This is a genomic window from Lelliottia sp., assembly GCF_045627565.1.
GTDB lineage: Bacteria > Pseudomonadota > Gammaproteobacteria > Enterobacterales > Enterobacteriaceae > Enterobacter.
Map to the genome: position 1 here is coordinate 49,955 of NZ_JAZQNX010000032.1, position 20,993 is coordinate 70,947.

The 20,993-nt window shown below is 54.7% G+C and carries 19 protein-coding genes; 11 read left to right on the forward strand and 8 right to left on the reverse strand.

The features are described 5' to 3' along the window. Window positions 1–130 precede the first annotated feature (130 nt). From rhaS (ACKI5T_RS16165) to rhaB, 4 genes are all read right to left on the reverse strand, one after another. Window positions 131–1,117, reverse strand: coding sequence for a rhamnose ABC transporter substrate-binding protein (gene rhaS, locus ACKI5T_RS16165; protein ID WP_407438748.1), 987 nt, complete (start codon window positions 1,115–1,117; stop codon window positions 131–133). A gap of 82 nt (window positions 1,118–1,199) precedes the next feature. Next, window positions 1,200–2,030 carry a rhamnulose-1-phosphate aldolase gene (gene rhaD / locus ACKI5T_RS16170; RefSeq protein ID WP_407438750.1) on the reverse strand — a complete coding sequence of 277 codons (831 nt, stop codon included), beginning with the start codon at window positions 2,028–2,030 and terminating at the stop codon, window positions 1,200–1,202. A 423-nt stretch (window positions 2,031–2,453) separates the two neighbouring features. Next, window positions 2,454–3,713, reverse strand: coding sequence for an L-rhamnose isomerase (rhaA, locus tag ACKI5T_RS16175; protein ID WP_407438751.1), 1,260 nt, complete (start codon window positions 3,711–3,713; stop codon window positions 2,454–2,456). Next, entirely contained in the window at window positions 3,710–5,179 is a 1,470-nt protein-coding gene (gene rhaB / locus ACKI5T_RS16180) for a rhamnulokinase (RefSeq protein ID WP_407438753.1), read from the reverse strand. Before rhaB ends, rhaA begins: the two co-directional genes overlap by 4 nt. A 301-nt stretch (window positions 5,180–5,480) precedes the next feature. On the opposite strand from rhaB, the gene rhaS (ACKI5T_RS16185) reads away from it, so the two are divergent. Beyond that, window positions 5,481–6,317 carry an HTH-type transcriptional activator RhaS gene (gene rhaS, locus ACKI5T_RS16185; RefSeq protein WP_407438754.1) on the forward strand — a complete coding sequence of 279 codons (837 nt, stop codon included), beginning with the start codon at window positions 5,481–5,483 and terminating at the stop codon, window positions 6,315–6,317. A 72-nt stretch (window positions 6,318–6,389) separates the two neighbouring features. Next, window positions 6,390–7,238, forward strand: a complete 849-nt coding sequence (gene rhaR, locus ACKI5T_RS16190) for an HTH-type transcriptional activator RhaR (protein ID WP_407438756.1) — start codon at window positions 6,390–6,392, stop codon at window positions 7,236–7,238. Here the strand turns inward: rhaR and rhaT are convergent, their stop codons facing one another. After that, window positions 7,239–8,273, reverse strand: a complete 1,035-nt coding sequence (rhaT, locus tag ACKI5T_RS16195) for an L-rhamnose/proton symporter RhaT (RefSeq protein ID WP_407438757.1) — start codon at window positions 8,271–8,273, stop codon at window positions 7,239–7,241. A gap of 289 nt (window positions 8,274–8,562) precedes the next feature. Here rhaT and sodA point away from each other — a divergent pair, with 289 nt between their 5' ends. Then, entirely contained in the window at window positions 8,563–9,183 is a 621-nt protein-coding gene (gene sodA / locus ACKI5T_RS16200; protein ID WP_015961022.1) for a superoxide dismutase [Mn], read from the forward strand. Between the two features lie 74 nt (window positions 9,184–9,257). Continuing rightward, the gene (gene yiiM, locus ACKI5T_RS16205; RefSeq protein WP_407438759.1) at window positions 9,258–9,932 is read left to right on the forward strand and encodes a 6-hydroxyaminopurine reductase; all 675 of its coding nucleotides are present in this window, start codon (window positions 9,258–9,260) and stop codon (window positions 9,930–9,932) included. 148 nt (window positions 9,933–10,080) lie between these two features. On the opposite strand, the gene cpxA is transcribed toward yiiM, so the two are convergent. Further along, window positions 10,081–11,454: an envelope stress sensor histidine kinase CpxA gene (gene cpxA, locus ACKI5T_RS16210; RefSeq protein ID WP_015961020.1), complete on the reverse strand. Its 1,374-nt coding sequence runs from the start codon at window positions 11,452–11,454 to the stop codon at window positions 10,081–10,083. Beyond that, complete coding sequence (gene cpxR / locus ACKI5T_RS16215) at window positions 11,451–12,149, reverse strand: envelope stress response regulator transcription factor CpxR (protein ID WP_015961019.1); 699 nt, start codon at window positions 12,147–12,149, stop codon at window positions 11,451–11,453. The genes cpxA and cpxR overlap by 4 nt, the downstream gene beginning before the upstream one ends. Before the next feature lie 149 nt (window positions 12,150–12,298). Between cpxR and cpxP the strand changes: the two genes are divergently transcribed. The 7 genes from cpxP to ACKI5T_RS16250 all read left to right on the forward strand — a co-directional run bounded on the left by cpxP (window position 12,299) and on the right by ACKI5T_RS16250 (window position 19,999). Next, the gene (cpxP, locus tag ACKI5T_RS16220) at window positions 12,299–12,799 is read left to right on the forward strand and encodes a cell-envelope stress modulator CpxP (RefSeq protein ID WP_015961018.1); all 501 of its coding nucleotides are present in this window, start codon (window positions 12,299–12,301) and stop codon (window positions 12,797–12,799) included. A 428-nt stretch (window positions 12,800–13,227) separates the two neighbouring features. Beyond that, window positions 13,228–14,445 carry a serine hydrolase domain-containing protein gene (locus ACKI5T_RS16225; RefSeq protein ID WP_407438762.1) on the forward strand — a complete coding sequence of 406 codons (1,218 nt, stop codon included), beginning with the start codon at window positions 13,228–13,230 and terminating at the stop codon, window positions 14,443–14,445. 110 nt (window positions 14,446–14,555) lie between these two features. Next, complete coding sequence (gene fieF / locus ACKI5T_RS16230; RefSeq protein WP_015961016.1) at window positions 14,556–15,458, forward strand: CDF family cation-efflux transporter FieF; 903 nt, start codon at window positions 14,556–14,558, stop codon at window positions 15,456–15,458. A gap of 222 nt (window positions 15,459–15,680) precedes the next feature. After that, window positions 15,681–16,643, forward strand: a complete 963-nt coding sequence (pfkA, locus tag ACKI5T_RS16235; protein WP_407438765.1) for a 6-phosphofructokinase — start codon at window positions 15,681–15,683, stop codon at window positions 16,641–16,643. Between the two features lie 137 nt (window positions 16,644–16,780). Then, window positions 16,781–17,770 carry a sulfate ABC transporter substrate-binding protein gene (locus ACKI5T_RS16240; protein ID WP_407438766.1) on the forward strand — a complete coding sequence of 330 codons (990 nt, stop codon included), beginning with the start codon at window positions 16,781–16,783 and terminating at the stop codon, window positions 17,768–17,770. Between the two features lie 108 nt (window positions 17,771–17,878). Continuing rightward, complete coding sequence (locus tag ACKI5T_RS16245; protein WP_407438768.1) at window positions 17,879–18,622, forward strand: CDP-diacylglycerol diphosphatase; 744 nt, start codon at window positions 17,879–17,881, stop codon at window positions 18,620–18,622. A 72-nt stretch (window positions 18,623–18,694) separates the two neighbouring features. Continuing rightward, window positions 18,695–19,999 carry an SLC13 family permease gene (locus ACKI5T_RS16250; RefSeq protein ID WP_133632587.1) on the forward strand — a complete coding sequence of 435 codons (1,305 nt, stop codon included), beginning with the start codon at window positions 18,695–18,697 and terminating at the stop codon, window positions 19,997–19,999. A gap of 142 nt (window positions 20,000–20,141) precedes the next feature. Here the strand turns inward: ACKI5T_RS16250 and tpiA are convergent, their stop codons facing one another. Further along, a complete protein-coding gene (gene tpiA, locus ACKI5T_RS16255; RefSeq protein WP_407438769.1) occupies window positions 20,142–20,909 on the reverse strand; it encodes a triose-phosphate isomerase in 768 nt (255 codons plus the stop codon). Window positions 20,910–20,993: the final 84 nt, after the last annotated feature.

The following is a 20,993-nucleotide window of genomic DNA, read 5'->3' on the forward strand; positions in this document are numbered from 1 at the left end:
TTCTCCGTAGTATCCGCCTCCCCTCGGAAGAGGGTTAGGGGGCGTGCGGTCTGATGCCCTCACCCCGGCCCTCTCCCTGTGGGAGAGGGGGGGTTAACGTTCCCTTTCCCTTTGGGAGAGGGAGTGGGGATTAGAAAATCTTAGAGAACTTATCAATGTTGCTGGCATCGTAGACGAACGGCTCAGCCATCGCGCCGCTGCCGTCGGCATCCAGCTTCACTTTGCCCAGTTTGCCCATGCTGGCTTCATCTTTGGTGGCGGTGCCTTTCACCAGATCGTCCGCCAGATAGGTTGCGGCATAGCCGAGATCGATGGGGTTCCAGATAGCAAAGCTTTTGCTCGCGCCGGATTTCACTGCGCCCGCCATTTCAGACGGTAAGCCCAGACCGGTGACATACACTTTGCCGATTTTGCCCTGGTCTTTCACTGCCTGCGCGGCTGCGACAATGCCGACGGAGGATGGCGAGACAATCACTTTTAAATCAGGATAGGTTTTCAGCAGGCCAACCGCTTCGCGGTAGCTTTTGTCAGAGAGATCGTCGCCGTAGGCCACGGTCACCAGATTGACGGACGGGTACTTCGGCAGCACCTTTTTCATCTCGGCAATCCAGGTGTTCTGGTTGGTAGAGGTTGGTGTCGCGCTCAGTACCGCCACCTCCCCTTTTTCCACGTTAAGGGCTTTCAATGCATCTGCCGCCAGCTTGACGTTGGTTTCGCCGATCAGCGCATTATTTGAAGGATTTAGATGGATCTGACGCCCGGCTTTCGCCACGCCAGAATCCCACGACACCACTTTGATGCCGCGCTGCATGGCTTTCTTGAGCACCGGAACCAGGGCATCCGGATCGTTAGCGGAAATGGCGATCGCATCGACACCTTGTGCGATCAACCCGTTCAGCACTTCGATCTGCGCTTCGGCGGTGGTCGTCGTTGGACCGGTGTAAATCACTTTGACATCACCTAACTCTTTGGCCGCCTCCTGCGCGCCGACGTTCGCGGCTTCGAAGAATCCATTCCCGAGGGATTTCGCCACCAGGGCGATTTTGACTTCTGCTACTGCGGAACCGGACAACGCCAGAGCGGCAACGGTGAGGATTAAGCTTAGTTTTATTTTCATTGCTTTTACTCCACTGAATAAGTGATTTGTGTAGGGATTGCAGGTGGTTTCGCCCCGTCTCAGTGAGCGGGGCGCGATGTTCTTATTTGTACAGCTCTAACGCCGATTTCATCGGGGTCACGCCAAAGCGTTTGCCCAGTGCAATCAGTTCTTCCTGAGTAATGGTCTGTTTCATTCCGCCCATGGAATAGACTTTGACTAACACTTCGGCGGATTTCTCGGCAGTATCGATCAGGCCAAAGGCTTCATCCAGCGTTGGACCGCTGCCGAACACACCGTGGAATGGCCACAGCACCAACGAATGTTTTTGCATGTCTTGCGCCGTCGCCTGGCCGATCTCGTCGGTACCCGGCACCATCCACGGTAAGATGCCCACGCCGTCCGGGAACACCACCAGACATTCGGTGCTGCCTTCCCACAGTTTGCGAGTGATAAACGCGCTGTCGTTCTCCAGCACGTAAGTCAGTGCGATCAGGTTGGTGGCATGACAGTGCATGATCACGCGGTCTTTCCCATCGGTCGCTTTGATACGTTCGCAGTGGGAGAGGAAATGCGCTGGCAGCTCAGACGTCGGTACCGCTTCGTTCGTCAGCCCCCAAAGAATGTGATAGCCCGCGCCATCGCTGTCCACTTTTACCACGCCTAAATTCGCGCTCGGATCGAGCTGCACGTTGCGGAAGAACTTACCGGAGCCGGTGACGATAAATGCCGTGTTGGCGAGCAGCGGCATCGGCTGGCTCAGCGCGATATAGCGCGGATTGTGGTGAAAGTCTGCTTCAAACGGGGCGATATCCTCATCGTCAAGACGCAGCGTCAGGTTGCCGCCGTTGCGCTCGTCCCAGCCTTTCAACCAGGCGTCGGTAGTGGCTTTAATCATGCCCTGGACGAACCAGGCGTTGGTGATGGTCTGCATAGTTTCTCTTTCCTTCAAAGTGCCGGGTGGCGCTGCGCTTACCCGGCCTACAAAATCTGATATTCGGTGAGGCCTGCTGCCCTCACCCTAGCCCTCTCCCACAGGGAGAGGGGACTATTCGGTGCGGTCTTCTCCCTCTGCCTTCTGGTGGAGGACCGCTCGGTTTTTTTCCTCTGCCTTCTGATGGAGGGCCGCTCGGTTTTTTTCCTCTGCCTTCTGGTGGAGGGGCGCTCGGTTTTTTTCCTCTGCCTTCTGATGGAGGGCCGCTCGGTTTTTTCCCTCTGCCTTCTGGTGGAGGGCAGCCCGGTCTTCTCCCTCTGCCTTCTGGTGGAGGGCCGCTCGGTCTTCTCCCTCTGCCTTTTGGTGGAGGGCCGCTCGGTTTGCTCCCTCTCCCTGTGGGAGAGGGCGGGGGTGAGGGCAAAATTACCCGCGCTGACTCAACACCTCTTTCTCATATGCCCGTACGTTGTCCAGCCACTGGCTACCGGCTGGCGCGTCGTTGCGCTGGCAGTACATTTCCCAGATGGCCTGCCACGGCAGGGATTTTTGCTCTTCCAGCAGCGCCAGACGCGCGGTGTAATCGCCGTTTTCTTCGAGCTGTTTCAGTGCAGCCGTAGGCTCAAGCAGCGCGCGCAGCAGGGCTTTTTTCATGTTGCGTGTACCAATTACCCACGCGGCGATGCGGTTGATAGAGGCGTCGAAGAAGTCGAGCCCAATGTGCACGCGGTCGAACAGATCGTGACGGATGATTTCGCTGGCAATAGCCTGGGTTTCGTCATCCAGCAGCACCACATGGTCACTGTCCCAACGCACCGGACGGCTGACGTGCAGCAGCAGGCGCGGCACGTAGAGCATGGCGGCAGAGATTTTGTCGGAGATCACTTCCGTTGGATGGAAGTGGCCGGCATCCAGGCATAGCGCGGTCTGGCGGCTGGTGGCGTAACCCATATAGAACTCGTTCGAGCCGACGGTGTAGCTCTCCGCGCCGATACCAAACAGCTTACTTTCCACGGCATCAATGTGATGCGCCGGATTTATCTTTTCGCTGATGATCTCATCGAGCGCGGCCAGCAGGCGCTGGCGTGGGGCCAGACGGTCGACGGTGATGTCTTTCATGCCGTCCGGGATCCAGATGTTCATCACCGATGGCGTGCCCAGTTGTTCGCCAAAATAGGCGGACACGCGGCGGCTGGCCTTGACGTGGTCGATCCAGAACTGGCGAATTTCATCATCTGCGTGAGAGAGAGTAAAACCGTCGGCGCTCAGCGGATGCGAGAAGCAGGACGGATTGAAATCCAGCCCGAGCTTGTTGGCTTTTGCCCACTCGACCCAGTTCTTAAAGTGTTCCGGTTTGATTTCGTTACGCGCGACCGGCTCCGGGGCTTCGTGGTAAATCGCATGCAGATTCAGGCGTTTTGGGCCGGGTATTAAGCTCAGCGCCAGCTCCAGGTCGGCGCGCAGCTCGGTCGCGTTACGCGCTTTCCCCGGATAGTTACCGGTGGCCTGAATACCCCCTGTCAGCGCGGCGCCGGTATTTTCAAAGCCTGCGACGTCATCGCCTTGCCAGCAGTGCATGGAAACCGGCAGACGATCGAGCTGACGCAGCGCCTCTTCGACATCCACGCCGACGGCGGCGAAACGCTGTTTAGCCAGTTCCCAGGCTTGTTCAAGTTGAGTGGTCATGCGCAAAGCTCCTTAGTCAGTCGTTTTTGCTGAAACTGCGCTCGGTAGCGGGCAATTTCATGGCAGGAATGAGGGGTAAACGTGGTGAGGGCGTAGTTGCCCGTGACCACGGTGCGGAAATCGTCCACGTTGGTGAGTTCGTCCAGCGTCATCAACTGGATACCGATATTGCCGAGCGCGGACGCCTCGACAGGACCCGCCACGACGGTGATCCCGCAGGCGTCGGCACACAGCTGATTCAGCAGCCGGTTCTGGCAGCCGCCGCCCACGATGTGTAACTGGCTGAATGGTTTACCGCGAAGCGTTGCCAACTCCTGCAGCACGTCGGCATACAGCAAGGCGAGGCTGTCGAAAATACAGCGCGCCAGTTCAGCAGGAGTGTTCGGAACAGGCTGGTTTGTTTCGCGACAGGCGGCCTGGATTTCGGCGGTCATATTGGCCGGGTTGATAAAGCGATCGTCGTTTGGGTTGATCACGAAACGGCATGCCGCCAGCGTTTCGGTATCGGCAATCAGCGCCGACAGGTCGCAGACGTTTTGCTCTTTCAGCACGCGCTGGAGCAGCCACAGCCCCATGATATTTTTCAGCACCCGATAGCGGCCTTCCGCGCCACCTTCGTTGGTGATGTTGGCAGCCAGCGCCGCATCGCTGGTGTACGGCGTTTTGCTCTCAAAACCCATCAGCGACCAGGTGCCGGACGAGAGATACGCCGCGTCTTTGCTGGCGAGCGGAGAGGCAATCACGGCGCTGGCGGTGTCGTGGCTTGCTACCGCGACAACGGGGATTTGATTGCCCAGCGGGCAAATCCAGTGACCGATCACATTGCCGGGATGCGTCGGCGTGCCAAACCAGGCGGCGGAGACGCCGGTCCAGTTGAGCAGGCTTTCATCCCAGTTATCCGAGTTGATGTTGACCAACTGCGTGGTGGTGGCGTTGGTGTATTCCCAGTTCATATTGCCGGTCAGGCGATAGCTGAAGTAGTCCGGGATCAGCAGCGCGTGAGCGACGTTCTTAATCAACTCTGGCTGCTGTTCCGCCAGCGCACGCAGCTGATACAGCGTGTTGAACGGTAAAAACTGAATGCCGCTGCGCCCGTAGATATCCGCTTTGCCGAGCTGTTCAATGGCGCGGGCCATCACGCCGTCGGTGCGGCTGTCGCGATAAGATACCGGCAAACCGATGCGCGCGCCGTCGCGGTCCAGCAGGACGTAATCCACGCCCCAGGTATCAATCCCGATACTGTCAATCAGAATGCCTTCTTCGCAGACCTTGTTCAGGCCAGTGCGGATTTCAGCTTCCAGGCTGTCAATATCCCAGGTGTCCACGCCGCCCTGTTTTTGCAGGCAGTTAACAAAACGGTGGATCTCGCGAAGAGTCAGCGTGCGCTGTTCAGGGGCGTAGCAGGCCAGCATTACGCGACCGCTGGAGGCGCCTAAATCGACAGCGACACAATGGCGAAGAGTCATGTTCCGGTCCTTCTTTAATTCATTACCGGAGAGTGTAAGAAAGGAAAGAAAAACAGACCTTCTCGCCACTGACAGCCAAAATCCGCGGCTGGCAAGGAATCAAAGATGAACGTGAGGGAGTTCACAGTTTCCAGTTCTGGCGCGGATGTCAGGCCATGTGACGATTGCCGCATTTCCCGATCTTTCCCGCTGTTTCTTAAAAATCCGACAGGCTTTGCGCGCTTTACTGTCGAAAATTGAAGGTGAGAATCGCGGCCCTTAATTACTATTTTGAGAACATTTCTCATTGGTGGTGGCCGTTATGACCGTTCTGCACAGCGTGGATTTTTTCCCTTCCGGACATTCGCCCGTTGCGATTGAGCCGCGCCTGCCACAGGCGGCCTTTCCGGAACATCACCATGATTTTCATGAAATTGTGATTGTTGAGCATGGTACGGGCATTCACGTTTTTAACGGCCAGCCGTACACCATCAGCGGTGGAACGGTCTGTTTTGTACGCGACCACGACCGGCACATGTATGAACATACCGACAACCTGTGCCTGACGAATGTGCTCTATCGTTCTCCGGATGCGTTCCAGTTTTTATCGGGGCTAAACCAGCTGCTGCCGCAGGAAAAAGACGGGCACTATCCGTCGCACTGGCGAGTGAATCAATCCACGCTGCAGCAGGTACGTCAGCTTGTCACCCAGATGGAGCAGGCCGAGGAAAATACCGAATCACATGCGCTCGCCAGCCGTGAACTGACATTCATGCAACTGCTGGTGCTCCTGCGCCGTAGCAGTCTGGTGGAAGGTCTCGAGAATAACGACGCGCGGCTCAATCAACTGATGGCCTGGCTGGAAGATCACTTTGCCGAAGAGGTGAGTTGGGAGACGGTGGCGGACGTGTTTTCGCTTTCCCTACGCACTCTGCATCGCCAGCTCAAACAGCACACCGGATTGACGCCGCAGCGCTATCTGAACCGTCTGCGATTGATCAAAGCCCGCCATCTTTTGCGTCACACGGATGAGAGCGTGACGGAAATCGCTTATCGCTGTGGTTTTGGCGACAGTAACCACTTTTCGACGCTTTTTCGCCGGGAGTTTAGCTGGTCACCGCGCGAAATCCGTCAGGGTCGTGATGCGTCACTTCAGTAACGCGAGGCCAATCACCGTTTTTTTATCGCGAACCCGCTAATAATGTTCGGTTATTAGCCGCTGGGGTGTGTCGTGGGCGTTCCGTTAATCCTTCGCAAAACTGATTTTTTTGCCAACGCCGGACAGGCTGTCGCGGTGGCGGACCGCTATCCGCAAAATGTCTTTGCTGAGCACACGCACGAGTTTTGCGAGTTAGTGCTAGTGTGGCGCGGCAACGGCCTTCACGTCCTCAACGATCGCCCTTACCGCATTACGCGCGGTGACCTGTTTTATATCCGCGCGGAAGATAAACATTCCTACGCCTCGGTTAACGATCTGGTTTTGCAAAACGTCATTTATTGCCCCGACAGGCTCAAGCTGAACGTTGACTGGGCCAGCAACATTCCTGGCTTTAACGATGCACGCGGCGCGCCGCACTGGCGTTTAAGCAGCAACGGTATGGCGCAGGTCAGGCCCGTTATCACGCAGCTTGAGCAGGAGAGTTTGAAGGCGGATCAGAGTGCGAACGAGATGGCTGAACTGCTGTTCGCCCAACTGGTGATGACGCTCAAACGCTTTCGTTACGCGACCGATAATCCTTCGGCGAACGAGCAAGAGGCGCTGCTGGATAAGCTGATTACCGCGCTGGCTGGCAGCCTGAACCGCAGCTTTGTGCTGGAGAAGTTTTGCGAGCAAGAGCAGTGCAGCGAACGCGCCTTGCGCCAGCAGTTCCGCACTCAGACGGGCATGACCGTGAACCACTATTTGCGCCAGTTACGCATTTGCCACGCGCAATATCTGCTGCAACATACAGAGCTGATGGTGAGTGAAGTGGCGATGCGCTGCGGCTTTGAGGACAGTAACTATTTTTCGGTGGTGTTTAACCGGGAGGTAGGGATGACGCCGGTTCAGTGGCGTCATCGCAGTCGAAAAGCAGCGTAGTTAACTCGCCATGCCCAGGCCGACAATGTTGGCGGCAATAATAATCACCACGCAACCCAGACTCAGCACGCCCACCGGACGACGCCCGGCGTTGTTCCACTCTTTTAGCACCAGGCCCACCATCCCGCCGCACAACACGTAGAAGCTCATGTGCAGCATCCAGCTGATATAGTCATATTGCGATGGAATGCTGGCGTGGCCCCAGGCGTAAAAGAAGAACTGTAAATACCACATCAGGCCGCCGAGCGCCGAAAGCAGCACGTTGGTGACGATCAGGGATTTTGCCAGCGAGAAGTCGGCTTTTACCGACAGATTCTTCACTTTTGCCAGACGAATAAAACAGAAACCCAGATTGACCAGCGCACCGCCGCCCATGATCACCACATAGCTTGGCAACGCGACGTACAGCGGATCAACGCCGAGCGCGGCAGCGGCTTCGTGCATCGGTTTGGCCGCGTTCATCGCAAACGACATGCCCGCCGAGAAAATGCCGCACATCACCGCCAGCACCAGCCCTTTCCTCAGATTGAAATCCTCGGCGGTGATGCCCATTTTGCGCTCTTTCAACTGACCTGCGCGGGTGACTATCCCCACGCCAATTACCGCTACCAGCACGCCGAGCAGCGTCATTCGTCCGCCATGGGTGTTGAGCAGCACGTCGAAATTACCGTTCAGGATTGGCGTTATCAGCGTGCCGACGATCAGGGTGATCCCGATGGCAATCCCGATCCCCATCGACATGCCCAGATAGCGCATGGTCAGGCCGTAGTTAATATTACCGATGCCCCACATTGCGCCAAACAGAAAAACGGGCAGCAGCGTCGAGGCGTTAAAGGAGGTGAAGTAGGCCCAGAAATCGGGCAGAAGTATGGCGCTGATGGTCCAGGGCAGGATCAGCCACGAAACCGTACCGCCAACGGACCACATGGTTTCCCATGACCAATGTTTGACCTTTTTAAACGGGGCATAGAAACAGGCTGCACTGGCTGCGCCTATCAAATGCCAGAAAATACCCATCGTAATCGCATGATTCATTTTTACATCCTCATCGTTTTTATATGTCGTTGGCTTCCCTCCGACCCGATGAGTGTAAAAATTAAGCGGTGAGCGAACCTTCAGAAGGTTGCCGCACTTTTCTGCCAAATGGCAATCAACGCGTTAACCGCGTGAGCAGACTCACAATTTCACGAATGATACAAAAATGAATAACCTTATAAAAAGTACGGCATTGATAATCATTTTCAATATCATTTAATTAACTATAATGAACCAACTGCTTACGCGGCATTAACAGCTGTGCCGCCCGACAATAATGGAGAGGATTATGAGTTATACACTGCCATCCCTGCCGTATGCCTATGACGCACTGGAACCGCATTTCGACAAGCAGACGATGGAAATCCATCACACTAAACACCACCAGGCTTATGTAAACAACGCGAACGCTGCGCTGGAAAGCCTGCCAGAATTCGCTGAATTGTCCGTTGAAGAGCTGATCACCAAACTGGATCAACTGCCAGCAGACAAGAAAACCGTTCTGCGTAACAACGCTGGCGGTCACGCTAACCACAGCCTGTTCTGGAAAGGCCTGAAAACCGGCACCACCCTGCAGGGCGACCTGAAAGCCGCTATCGAGCGCGATTTCGGTTCTGTGGATGCTTTCAAAGCGGAATTCGAGAAAGCCGCTGCGACCCGTTTCGGTTCTGGCTGGGCTTGGCTGGTACTGAAAGGTGACAAACTGGCTGTGGTTTCTACCGCTAACCAGGATTCCCCGCTGATGGGTGAAGCCGTTTCTGGCGTGTCTGGTTTCCCAATCGTGGGCCTGGACGTGTGGGAACACGCTTACTACCTGAAATTCCAGAACCGTCGTCCAGACTACATCAAAGCATTCTGGGACGTGGTGAACTGGGACGAAGCAGCAGCGCGTTTCGCCGCTAAAAAATAAGGTTGCATTGACGCCTGTGAGAAGCGAGTCTGATGACTCGCTTTTTTTGTCTCTGCAGAAAGGAGCAATGACACATGCGCTATCCAGTTAACGTGTTTACAGGCAAGGTAAGGGATTACGACGGTAGCCGTCCGAGCGCTATCGCCAAAGTGCAGGTCGACGGCGAACTGACCCTGACCGATCTCGGGCTGGCGGGTGACGAGCAGGCCGAAAAGAAAATCCATGGCGGGCCTGAGCGCGCGCTGTGCCATTATCCCCGCGAACACTATCTCCATTGGGCGCGTGAATTCCCCGAGCAGGCGGATCTCTTCGTCGCTCCCGCGTTTGGTGAAAACCTGTCGACCGGCGGGATGACCGAAAAAGACGTCTTTATCGGCGACATTTATCGCTGGGGCGATGCGCTGATTCAGGTCACGCAGCCGCGTTCCCCATGCTTTAAACTCAACTTCCATTTCGGTATCAGCGATATGTCCTCGCAGATGCAAAGCGCGGGTAAAACCGGCTGGCTGTATCGCGTGGTGCTGGCGGGGCAGGTTTTTGCCGATGCGCCGCTGGAGCTGGCGTCGCGTCTGAGTGATGTGTCGGTTTACGATGCCTGCGCCATCGCCTGGCATATGCCGTTTGATGACGAACAGTACCATCGGCTTTTGTCTGCGGCGGGGCTGTCGACAAGCTGGACCCGAACGATGCAGAAGCGACGAATTGCCCGCAAGATCGAGGATAATTCGCGGAGATTGTGGGGGAAATAGCGCGACTGTTATCCCCTCACCCCGGCCCTCTCCCAAGGGGAGAGGGAGAAAGACTGCACGGAGCCATTCTTTTCCTGTTGGAGAGGGGAAAGATGGCACTGAAGCATTCCCTCTCCCTGTGGGAGAGGGGTAGGGTGAGGGCAAAGGGCTACGAACGCTTATACAGCGGCAACCACATGGTTAACCGTAATCCTCCCAGCGGGCTGTCGTCGGCTTTCACCCAGCCGCGATGCTGCTGAATGGCGGTTTCGACAATCGCCAGCCCAAGCCCCGTGCCGCCTGACTCGCGATCGCGGGCCTCGTCGGTACGGTAGAACGGCCGGAAAATCTGCTCACGATCATCCGGACTCACGCCTGGACCATCGTCGTCCACGTTGATGGTGACCCCATCTTTATCGACCGAAAACGCCACCTCAATCTTCGTGTGCGAATAGCGCAGGGCATTACGCACGATATTCTCCAGCGCGCTTTCCAGCGTGTTGGGGTTACCGTACAGCGGCCACGGTCCCGGCGGGAAGTTGACGGTAAACGACTTGCCCATCTGTTCGGCTTCGAACGCGGCGTTATCCAACACCTCATGCCACAGGTGATTGGCTTTCACCGTTTCGCTCACCAGCGCATTTTTTTGCTGATTGCGCGACATCACCAGCAGGTCGTTGATCATGCTGTCCAGACGATGCGCTTCCATCTCGATACGCTCCAGCTCCTTGCTTTCACCGCTACGACGACGCAGCAGCGCGGTGCCGAGTTGCAGGCGCGTCAGCGGGGTGCGCAGCTCGTGTGAGATGTCCGACAGTAAACGTTGCTGAGAAGTCATCATCCTTTCGAGTGCGGTGACCATCTGGTTAAAACTGGCTCCAGCGGCAAGGAATTCTTGCGGCCCGGCTTCCAGTTCCGGATGCTGTCGCAGGTTGCCCTGAGCCACTTCATCCGCCGCGTTTTTCAGCTTACGCGCCGGTTTTGCCAGGCTCCACGCCAGCCATAACAGTAGCGGGGAACTCAACAGCATGGTGACAATCAGCAGCAGCAGCGGACGGTCAAACAGCAAGTTGATAAAGTCAGTCTGGGAGCTACTTGCCGGTCGAATCAGATAGAGCTGGTAATTATCTTCCCCATCCCTGATGGAAAATGGCCCCACCATTTCTACCCGACCGTACTTTTTCTTTTGCGGATGATCGGCGTTATCCGCCTGGCCAATGAAGTTACGGATAATTTGCATTTCATTGCGTTCCGCACCGATCACGCGGCCTTCGCTGGTGACCAGCAGCAGGCGTTGTCCGGGCGGCGCCCATTTGTCGATAGCGCGAAACAGCCTGCGCCACCACATCAAATCATTGGGCGGATCGTTTGCCAGTTCAGCTTCTACGTGTTGTTCGATCATCACGCCCTGACGTTGCTCGCTGTCGAGAAGCTCCGTCATCTGGCGTGAGTCGAGTTTTGGCAACATCAAAACCAGCATCAAAACCAGTGCCAGCGTCAGCCAAAAAATGGCGAAGATGCGGGCGGTTAAGCTGCCTATCATGAAGCGGAAACCATCAGATAACCGCGACCACGTAGGGTTTTAAACCATGGGTGACCGTCTTTGCGCTCCGGCAGCTTACGGCGCAGATTAGAGATGTGCATGTCGATGGCGCGGTCAAACGGCGTAAGACGCTTGCCCAGCACTTCCTGACTCAAATGTTCACGCGATACCACCTGGCCGAGATGTTGCGCCAGCAGATAAAGCAGGGTGAACTCGGTGCCGGTTAATTCCAGCGTGACGCCATCAAAGCTTGCTTCCTGGCGGCCAGGGTTCAGGCTCAAGGAATCCACTTCCAGCGTCGGTGAACTGTTATCGCTATTCTGCTGCTGTTCGCTCCAGTGGGAACGACGCAGAATCGCGCGGATACGCGCTACCAGCTCGCGATCGTTAAACGGTTTAGGTAAATAGTCATCCGCGCCCAGCTCAAGGCCGAGAACGCGATCCAGTTCGCTGCCGCGAGCGGTCAGCATAATTACAGGTGTCTGATAGGTCTGGCGTAGTTCTTTAAGCGTATCGATACCGTTTTTCTTCGGCATCATCACGTCAAGCAAAAGCAAGTCAATGCTGTCGTCCAGGAGACTCAGCGCCTGTTCCCCATCATGGGCAACAATCACGTTGAAACCTTCCATGTCCAGCAGCTCTTTTAGTAGAGATGTAAGCTCTCGGTCATCATCAACTAACAGGATTTTATTCATTGTTTAAATACCTCCGAGGCAGAAATTACGACATCAAGGCTGTCTAATCCATGACTTTACGTTGTTTTACACCCCCTGACGCATGTTTGCAGCACGTATCGTAATCTGTCTTCGTTGAATCGCGACACGAAAGATTTTGGGAGCAAGTGATGCGCAAAGTTACCGCTGCCGTCATGGCCTCAACACTGGCGTTTAGTGCTTTAAGCCAGGCTGCTGGAGTCATCACCGGCGTTAACGGGTCCTCAGCTGAGGGCATTACGCAGCACAGTGGCCAAAGCCATATGTTTGACGGCATAAATTTAACTGAACACCAGCGTCAACAGATGCGAGATCTGATGCACAGGGCAAGACACGATCAGCCCCCTGTTAATGTTAGCGAAATAGAGACAATGCACAGCCTTGTCACTGCAGAAAATTTTGACGAAAGCGCTGTACGCGCTCAGGCACAAAAGATGGCGCAGGAACAAGTTGCCCGCCAGGTCGAGATGGCCAGGGTTCGCAATCAAATGTTCCACCTGCTATCGCCCGAGCAGCAAGCGGTTTTGAACGAGAAACATCAGCAACGAATGGATCAGTTGCGTGAGGTTGCCCGGATGCAACAAAGCTCTGATATGACGCTTTTCAGTAGCAATACCCGTAGCAACCAGTAGACCCTGTTTTCCTTGCCATAGACACCATCCCTGTCTTCCCCCTCATGATGAGGGGGTTTTTTTTGCCCAAAATCTCGACTCTGCCCGCAGCGTAACGCCGATTGCGTATTTCATTACCGCCATTGCGAGTACATTCAACCGCCCGCGTTGCGCTTTTTACGTACGGTAATTCACTAGGACGACGTAGTTCATTCAGTTATCATTACTAACAGTAGTACTGAGATAGCTGAACCGCCAAAGATAAGTGGCGGTAAAATAAAGATAAAATCAGAAATCCAAACAGAGTAAACCGACGAGCCTTGGGTTTGCGGGATAACAATAACGCTCTGATCTTTTTCGCTCATGTACTTCTGTTAACGACGCTCTGCGTCATTTTTTAGACAGACATCATTGTGTCTGCCATTTAACAGTGATGTTTTTCTCTGACGATGAAATTTTTAATACCTCTGCTGCTTTCGCCCTTGCAGGCGCTGACCGGTTGCACCAACAGCACGTTGTCGCAAATGGATAATCCCGAGCAAAATATCACCCCGGTGACGGTGGGATATTACGGGCGCAATATTGATCCGATGATCAATCAATATATGCAGGAAAAGCAGGTTACCGGCATGGTGGTCGCGATCATCTATCATAATGGGCCGGCAGAATTCCACTCTTATGGGGTAACGGACGATCTGAGTCAGCGTGCGATTACGCCTGATACCCTCTTTGCACTGGGATCGCTGAGTAAAGGGGTGACCGCTGAGGTTGCCACGCTCTTCGTGAATGAGGGACAACTTAACTGGACGGATACGCTGGAAACTCTGCTTCCACGGGGAACGTCGTTAAGTCCGGATGCTAAAAAAATCACGCTATTGCAGCTTGTGACTCATACTTCGGGTCTACCCCGTCAGCCCATGGATTTATTAACGCTGGAGAACCTTCTCAGCTATTTCCGAACGGGTGAAAACTTCTATGCCCAACTGGATAATGATTCGCTGCTGACGTATCTCAGCGATTTTGACGCGCCAGCCTATCGGGTACCGCAGTATTCCAACATCGGCTATGCCCTTCTGAGCAATATTTTGCAACGACGTACCGGCAAATCGATGGAGACATTAGCGCAGGATAAACTCCTGAAACCGTTACAGATGAGCAACAGCAGCTTCAGGCCGGAATCGCTCAAGACGTATCCCTACCGCGCGCTCGGACACGCAGGAGATCAACCCAAATTTATCTCGCGTGGCGCACTCACTCCCGACTGGGTATTTCAGCAAAATATGATGGGGGCGGCGAGCTTATATAGCAGCGCCCGCGATCTTGCTGAATATGCGCGTGCGCACTTCAGTACCACATCACACCCCACCATTGATCGCGCCCTGGCGGATGTGACGCAAACCTATTTTTACCGACAAAAAGAGGCGGCTAATATCGCCTGGGTCAGTGACGAAACCGCCAGCCAGAAAATAACCTATCAAGTGGGATATATTGGCGGATATTCAAGCTATATCGGTTTTGATAAAAAAAACCAGAGTGCAGTGGTTGTGCTGCAAAATAGCTTTAACTGGAGCAACTACATTGGTCAGACGATCCTGACGCTGCTTGAGCCACAGAAAAGCCCAACCCTTCAGGAAGGTACTTTGGCAATGACGAAACGATCGCTTTGAAAATGGCGGTGATGTTTTTATCCGCTTCATTCTGATTTGTTAACCGTTTATTCATGCTTTACCTCCTGATGCATCCGTTATACTAGCGGCAGAGCATGACAGGAGCGTGTATGAATCAATCCTATGGCCGGCTGGTGAGCCGCGCCGCAATCGCCGCGACGGTTATGGCGTCGTGTTTGCTAATCATCAAAATCTTTGCATGGTGGTATACCGGCTCGGTCAGTATTCTGGCGGCACTGGTGGATTCCCTCGTCGACATCGCCGCGTCGTTAACCAATCTGCTGGTGGTGCGCTATTCTCTGCAACCTGCGGATGATGAACACACGTTCGGCCACGGCAAAGCAGAATCGCTCGCCGCGCTGGCGCAAAGTATGTTTATTTCGGGCTCCGCGTTATTTCTCTTTTTAACCGGTATTCAGCATTTGGCCTCGCCCGTCCCCATGAAAGACCCGGGTGTTGGCGTGGTCGTAACGGTTATAGCACTTATTAGCACAATTGTTCTGGTAACGTTCCAACGCTGGGTGGTTCGCAAAACGCAAAGTCAGGCGGTACGGGCAGATATGCTTCATTATCAGTCTGATGTTATGATGAATGGTGCGATTCTTGTTGCGCTCGGACTCGCATGGTATGGATGGCATCGTGCCGACGCAATATTTGCGTTAGGGATTGGGATCTATATTTTATACAGCGCCTTGCGAATGGGTTATGAAGCTGTGCAATCGCTTCTTGACCGCGCGCTGCCCGATGCCGAACGAGCAGACATCTTTGATATCGTCACCTCCTGGCCGGGCGTCAGTGGTGCTCACGATCTTCGTACGCGGCAGTCAGGGCCGACCCGCTTTATTCAGATTCATTTAGAAATGGAAGATAACCTGCCGCTGGTTCAGGCGCATGTGATTGCTGAGCAGGTTGAACAGGCGATTTTGCAGCGTTTCCCGGGGTCGGACGTCATTATTCACCAGGATCCCTGCTCAGTCGTACCAGGACATTTGAGCTTTCGTAATTCGTTGTAAAAAAGTGAGCCAGGCCAGCATTTTGTGGATAAATTACCCCCATTGGGGCTGACCTGAATCAATTCAGCTGGAAGTGGTTGATATACTATTTGCAGTATCGGTTGGTTGAATCGACCCGTTATATTTCAAGTTGCCCGTGCTTTCCTGCAAATTGAAATATTTCGGGTATAGACCTCTTCCGGCAACAGATTTCATTTTGCATTCCTAAGTTCAGAGGTAGTCATGATTAAGAAAATCGGTGTGTTGACAAGCGGCGGTGATGCCCCAGGCATGAACGCGGCAATTCGTGGTGTTGTGCGTGCAGCGTTGACGGAAGGTCTGGAAATTTTTGGCGTTTATGACGGCTACCTGGGTCTGTATGAAGACCGTATGGTTCAGCTCGATCGCTACAGCGTATCTGACATGATTAACCGTGGCGGCACCTTCCTCGGTTCCGCGCGCTTCCCGGAATTCCGCGAAGAGCACATCCGTCAGGTGGCTATCGAAAACATGAAAAAACGCGGCCTGGACGCGTTAGTGGTTATCGGCGGTGACGGTTCTTATATGGGCGCAAAACGCCTGACTGAAATGGGCTTCCCATGTATCGGTCTGCCCGGCACCATCGATAACGACATCAAAGGCACCGACTACACTATCGGCTTCTTCACTGCCCTCGGTACGGTTGTTGAAGCGATTGACCGTCTGCGTGACACCTCTTCTTCTCACCAGCGTATTTCCATCGTTGAAGTGATGGGCCGTTACTGCGGCGACCTGACCCTGGCTGCGGCCATTGCAGGCGGCTGTGAGTTCATCGTCGTTCCAGAAGTGGAATTCAGCCGTGAAGACCTGGTAAACGAAATCAAAGCCGGTATCGCGAAAGGTAAAAAACACGCCATCGTGGCGATTACCGAACACATCTGTGATGTGGACGAGCTGGCAAAATACATCGAAACCGAAACCAAGCGCGAGACGCGTGCCACGGTTCTGGGTCACATCCAGCGCGGCGGTTCCCCGGGTCCTTACGATCGTATTCTGGCCTCCCGTATGGGCGCATACGCTATCGAACTGCTGCTGCAGGGTCATGGCGGTCGTTGCGTCGGTATTCAGAACGAAAAACTGGTTCACCATGACATCGTTGACGCGATCGAAAGCATGAAGCGTCCGTTCAAAGGTGACTGGCTGGACTGCGCGAAAAAACTGTATTGATTGCTGGCACCCCTCTTCCCGTCGGAGAGGGGTGTTTATTCCCCTAGGTTATAGCCAATCTTTTTTTATTCTTTAATGATTGGTTCTCTTTCTGGCACGCTGCATTCATCAAAACACTACTTTAAGAGAGTTGGGCGATGAACAAATGGGGCGTGGGTTTAACGTTATTGCTGGCATCGACCAGCGTTCTGGCAAAAGACATCCAGTTACTAAACGTGTCGTACGATCCGACGCGTGAGCTGTACGATCAATACAACAAAGCGTTCGCGGCGCACTACAAGCAAGAGACCGGCGATAACGTGGTGATTCGCCAGTCGCATGGCGGCTCCGGTAAACAGGCTACCTCTGTCATTAACGGCATCGAAGCGGATGTGGTCACCCTGGCGCTGGCCTACGACGTAGACGCCATCGCTGAGCGCGGTCGTATTGATAAAAACTGGATTAAACGTCTACCGGACAACTCCGCGCCGTATACTTCTACCATCGTCTTCCTTGTGCGCAAAGGTAATCCAAAACAGATTCATGACTGGAACGATCTGGTTAAACCGGGCGTTTCCGTGATCACCCCGAACCCGAAAAGCTCCGGCGGCGCACGCTGGAACTACCTGGCAGCCTGGGGCTACGCGCTGCACCATAACAACGGTGACCAGGCCAAAGCACAGGATTTCGTGAAGTCCCTGTTCAAAAACGTCGAAGTGCTGGATTCCGGCGCGCGCGGCGCAACCAATACCTTCGTAGAACGCGGCATCGGTGACGTGCTGATTGCATGGGAAAACGAAGCGCTGTTGGCAACCCATGAACTGGACAAAGATAAGTTCGAAATTGTCACCCCGAGCGAATCGATTCTGGCGGAACCGACCGTTTCTATCGTCGATAAAGTGGTTGAGAAAAAAGACACCAAAGCGGTGGCCGAAGCCTATCTGAAGTATCTCTACTCTCCAGAAGGCCAGGAGATCGCGGCGAAAAACTTCTATCGTCCACGCGACCCGGAAGTCGCGAAGAAATATGACAGCGCGTTCCCGAAACTGAAGCTGTTCACCATTGACGAAGAGTTCGGCGGCTGGGCGAAAGCGCAGAAAGAGCACTTCTCTAACGGCGGCACGTTCGACCAGATCAGCAAACGCTAAGCGTTCAGCCCGCATGACACCAGACCCGGCGTGAGAAATTCGCCGGGTTTTTATTTGGTCATCATTTTGCGTTACTCTTTCGCTTCAATTGGATACAGGGAACGCGTGATGAAAAAAATTATCGTACTGGCGCTGGTCGTCAGTGTGGCTGTAGTGGGCGGCTGGTTCTGGATGAAGTCCGGTAATCCTGACGCACTGCGCCATATCGTTCTCGAACAGTGTCTTGTGAATCAGCAACAGCACCGCAATCCCGCGCCGTGCGCGCAGGTAAAACCGGATGCCGGTTACGTGGTGTTTAAAGATCGCAACGGGCCGCTGCAATATCTGCTAATGCCGACGTACCGTATCAACGGTACCGAAAGCCCGTTGCTGACCGAGCCGCAGACGCCGAATTTCTTCTGGCTGGCGTGGCAATCGCGCAACTTTATGAGCATGAAGCGCGGTACGGAAGTGCCGGATAGCGCCATCGCGCTCACGATTAATTCGCCGACCGGGCGCACGCAAAATCATTTTCATATTCACATCTCCTGCCTGCGTCCTGACGTGCGCGAAAAGCTGGATGCGAATCAGGGACAAATTAGCACGCAGTGGCTGCCGTTTCCTGGCGGACTGGAAGGGCATGAGTATCTTGCGCGACGGGTGACGGAAGCCGAGCTGGTCAAACGCAGCCCGTTTATGATGCTGGCGCAAGAACTGCCACAAGCGCGTGAGCACATGGGGCGGTTTGCCATGGTGATGGCACAGCAGTCCGACGGTTCGTTTGTGCTGCTAGCGACCGAGCGAAATTTACTGGTACTTAACCGCGCATCTGCTGAGGAATTACAGGATCATCAATGCGATATCCTGAATTGACCCACCATAAATAGCGTTTACTCGCACTGCCTGTCGCCGTAGACTTGCTGAAAAAATCGACAGGAGACAGGTATGTCGCTCTGGTTTACTCACCCTCTTTTTCTGCCCTCGCTCATTGTTGGCATCACCATCGTGCTGTGGGCGACCTCGCTCCTGCCGGAATTTATCACCGCGCTGCTGTTCTTTACGGCAGCGATGATCGCCAAAATTGCCCCTGCAGATGTGATTTTCGGAGGCTTTGCGTCATCGGCATTCTGGCTGGTCTTCAGCGGATTTGTGCTCGGTGTGGCGATTCGCAAAACCGGCCTGGCGGACAGGGCGGCGCGAGCGCTATCGGCAAAACTGACCGATTCGTGGCTGTTGATGGTGGCAAGCGTGGTGCTGCTGAGTTACGCCCTGGCGTTTGTGATGCCGTCGAACATGGGGCGCATCGCGCTGCTGATGCCGATTGTGGCTGCGATGGCTAAACGCGCCAGCATCGCGGACGGCTCCCGTGCGTGGTTTGGTCTGGCGCTGGCGGTGGGTTTCGGGACGTTCCAGCTTTCCGCGACTATTTTGCCCGCTAATGTGCCCAATCTGGTGATGAGCGGCGCGGCAGAAGGTTCATACGGCATCCATCTGAACTACGTGCCTTATCTCCTGCTGCACACGCCGGTGCTCGGCATTCTAAAAGGGCTGATTCTGATTGGGCTGATCTGCTGGCTGTTCCCCGGCTCACCGAAACATCCGCAAGAAGTTTCTGCGCCGGAGCCGATGGGGCGCGATGAGAAACGTCTCGCCTGGCTTCTGGCTGTGGTGCTGGTGATGTGGGTGACGGAGAGCTGGCACGGAATTGGCCCCGCGTGGACCGGGCTGGCGGCATCGCTGGTGGTGATGCTCCCGCGCATCGGCTTTATTACTGGCGAGGAGTTTTCAGCGGGCGTGAATATGCGCACCTGTATCTACGTGGCGGGCATTTTGGGGCTAGCCATCACCGTCACGCAGACGGGGATTGGGAGCGCCGTAGGAGAGGCGCTGCTTCACCTGATGCCGCTGGATGCAGATAAACCTTTCACCAGTTTCCTGGCGCTCACGGGGATCACCACGGCGCTTAACTTTATCATGACCGCCAACGGCGTTCCGGCGCTGTACACCACGCTGGCGCAGAGTTTTTCCGATGCGACCGGTTTCCCGCTGCTGTCGGTGATTATGATTCAGGTGTTGGGTTATTCCACGCCGCTGTTGCCGTATCAGGCGTCGCCGATTGTGGTAGCGATGGGGCTTGGGAAAGTGCCTGCAAAGGCGGGAATGATGCTGTGTCTGGCGCTGGCAGTGGCGACCTATCTGGTCCTGTTGCCGCTCGATTACTTATGGTTTAGCGTGCTGGGGAAATTATAGATTCTGCGCTGTGTTTCCCCTCACTCCGGCCCTCTCACAATGGGAGAGGGAGAAACCTTTCAGGCATTTATCTTGCCACTCGGGAAAGAAGACGCTGAACGGTTTCCTCTCCCTTGTCGGGAGAGGGCGAGGGGACAAGCCATTAAGCCTGTTTAGCGGCTTCTGCTGCTTTAACGATCACCGCGAAAGCGTCAGCTTTCAGGGATGCACCGCCAACCAGCGCGCCGTCGATGTCCGGCTGGGTGAACAGCTCAGCAGCGTTTGCCGCGTTAACGGAACCGCCGTACTGAATGATCACTTGCTCAGCCACTTTCGCGTCGGCTTTCGCAATATGGTCACGGATAAATTTGTGAACAGCCTGCGCTTGCGCAGGGGTCGCAGATTTGCCAGTACCGATTGCCCATACAGGTTCGTAAGCGATAACCACGCCTTCGAACGCGCTTGCGCCCTGGGATTTCAGCACAGCGTCGATCTGACGCGCGCACACTTCTTCGGTTTTGCCTGCTTCGTTTTCTGCTTCGGTTTCACCGATGCACAGAACTGGAATCAGACCCTGTTCTTTCAGCACAGCGAATTTCTTCGCGATGAACTCGTCAGACTCTTTGTGGTAAGTACGACGCTCAGAGTGGCCGATGATGATGTATTTTGCGCCGATATCTTTCAGCATTTCAGCGGAGGTTTCGCCGGTGAATGCGCCAGACAGGTTAACGTCAACGTTCTGTGCACCCAGAACGATGTGGCTGCCGTCAGCAGCGTGTTTAGCCAGATCCAGATAAATGTCTGGTGGAGCGATCGCTACAGCACAGCCCGTCACGCCAGCCAGCTCTTTACGCAGGTTCGCGATCAGCTCGTTTACCATGTGGCGGCTGCCGTTCAGTTTCCAGTTACCCATCACTAAAGGATGTCGCATTTCAATTCTCCACGCTACTAAAGCGAATTAAGGATTATGGCCGCCCTGACGGGCAGCATGGTCTGTGAATCAGTATAGAGATTT

Excerpts from the sequence above, each read along its gene's own strand:
- rhaS (WP_407438748.1), bottom strand. The coding sequence starts at position 1,117 with ATGAAAATAAAACTAAGCTTAATCCTCACCGTTGCCGCTCTGGCGTTG.
- rhaD (WP_407438750.1), bottom strand. The coding sequence starts at position 2,030 with ATGCAGACCATCACCAACGCCTGGTTCGTCCAGGGCATGATTAAAGCC.
- rhaA (WP_407438751.1), bottom strand. The coding sequence starts at position 3,713 with ATGACCACTCAACTTGAACAAGCCTGGGAACTGGCTAAACAGCGTTTC.
- rhaB (WP_407438753.1), bottom strand. The coding sequence starts at position 5,179 with ATGACTCTTCGCCATTGTGTCGCTGTCGATTTAGGCGCCTCCAGCGGT.
- rhaS (WP_407438754.1), top strand. The coding sequence starts at position 5,481 with ATGACCGTTCTGCACAGCGTGGATTTTTTCCCTTCCGGACATTCGCCC.
- rhaT (WP_407438757.1), bottom strand. The coding sequence starts at position 8,273 with ATGAATCATGCGATTACGATGGGTATTTTCTGGCATTTGATAGGCGCA.
- sodA (WP_015961022.1), top strand. The coding sequence starts at position 8,563 with ATGAGTTATACACTGCCATCCCTGCCGTATGCCTATGACGCACTGGAA.
- yiiM (WP_407438759.1), top strand. The coding sequence starts at position 9,258 with ATGCGCTATCCAGTTAACGTGTTTACAGGCAAGGTAAGGGATTACGAC.
- cpxA (WP_015961020.1), bottom strand. The coding sequence starts at position 11,454 with ATGATAGGCAGCTTAACCGCCCGCATCTTCGCCATTTTTTGGCTGACG.
- cpxR (WP_015961019.1), bottom strand. The coding sequence starts at position 12,149 with ATGAATAAAATCCTGTTAGTTGATGATGACCGAGAGCTTACATCTCTA.
- cpxP (WP_015961018.1), top strand. The coding sequence starts at position 12,299 with ATGCGCAAAGTTACCGCTGCCGTCATGGCCTCAACACTGGCGTTTAGT.
- ACKI5T_RS16225 (WP_407438762.1), top strand. The coding sequence starts at position 13,228 with ATGAAATTTTTAATACCTCTGCTGCTTTCGCCCTTGCAGGCGCTGACC.
- fieF (WP_015961016.1), top strand. The coding sequence starts at position 14,556 with ATGAATCAATCCTATGGCCGGCTGGTGAGCCGCGCCGCAATCGCCGCG.
- pfkA (WP_407438765.1), top strand. The coding sequence starts at position 15,681 with ATGATTAAGAAAATCGGTGTGTTGACAAGCGGCGGTGATGCCCCAGGC.
- ACKI5T_RS16240 (WP_407438766.1), top strand. The coding sequence starts at position 16,781 with ATGAACAAATGGGGCGTGGGTTTAACGTTATTGCTGGCATCGACCAGC.
- ACKI5T_RS16245 (WP_407438768.1), top strand. The coding sequence starts at position 17,879 with ATGAAAAAAATTATCGTACTGGCGCTGGTCGTCAGTGTGGCTGTAGTG.
- ACKI5T_RS16250 (WP_133632587.1), top strand. The coding sequence starts at position 18,695 with ATGTCGCTCTGGTTTACTCACCCTCTTTTTCTGCCCTCGCTCATTGTT.
- tpiA (WP_407438769.1), bottom strand. The coding sequence starts at position 20,909 with ATGCGACATCCTTTAGTGATGGGTAACTGGAAACTGAACGGCAGCCGC.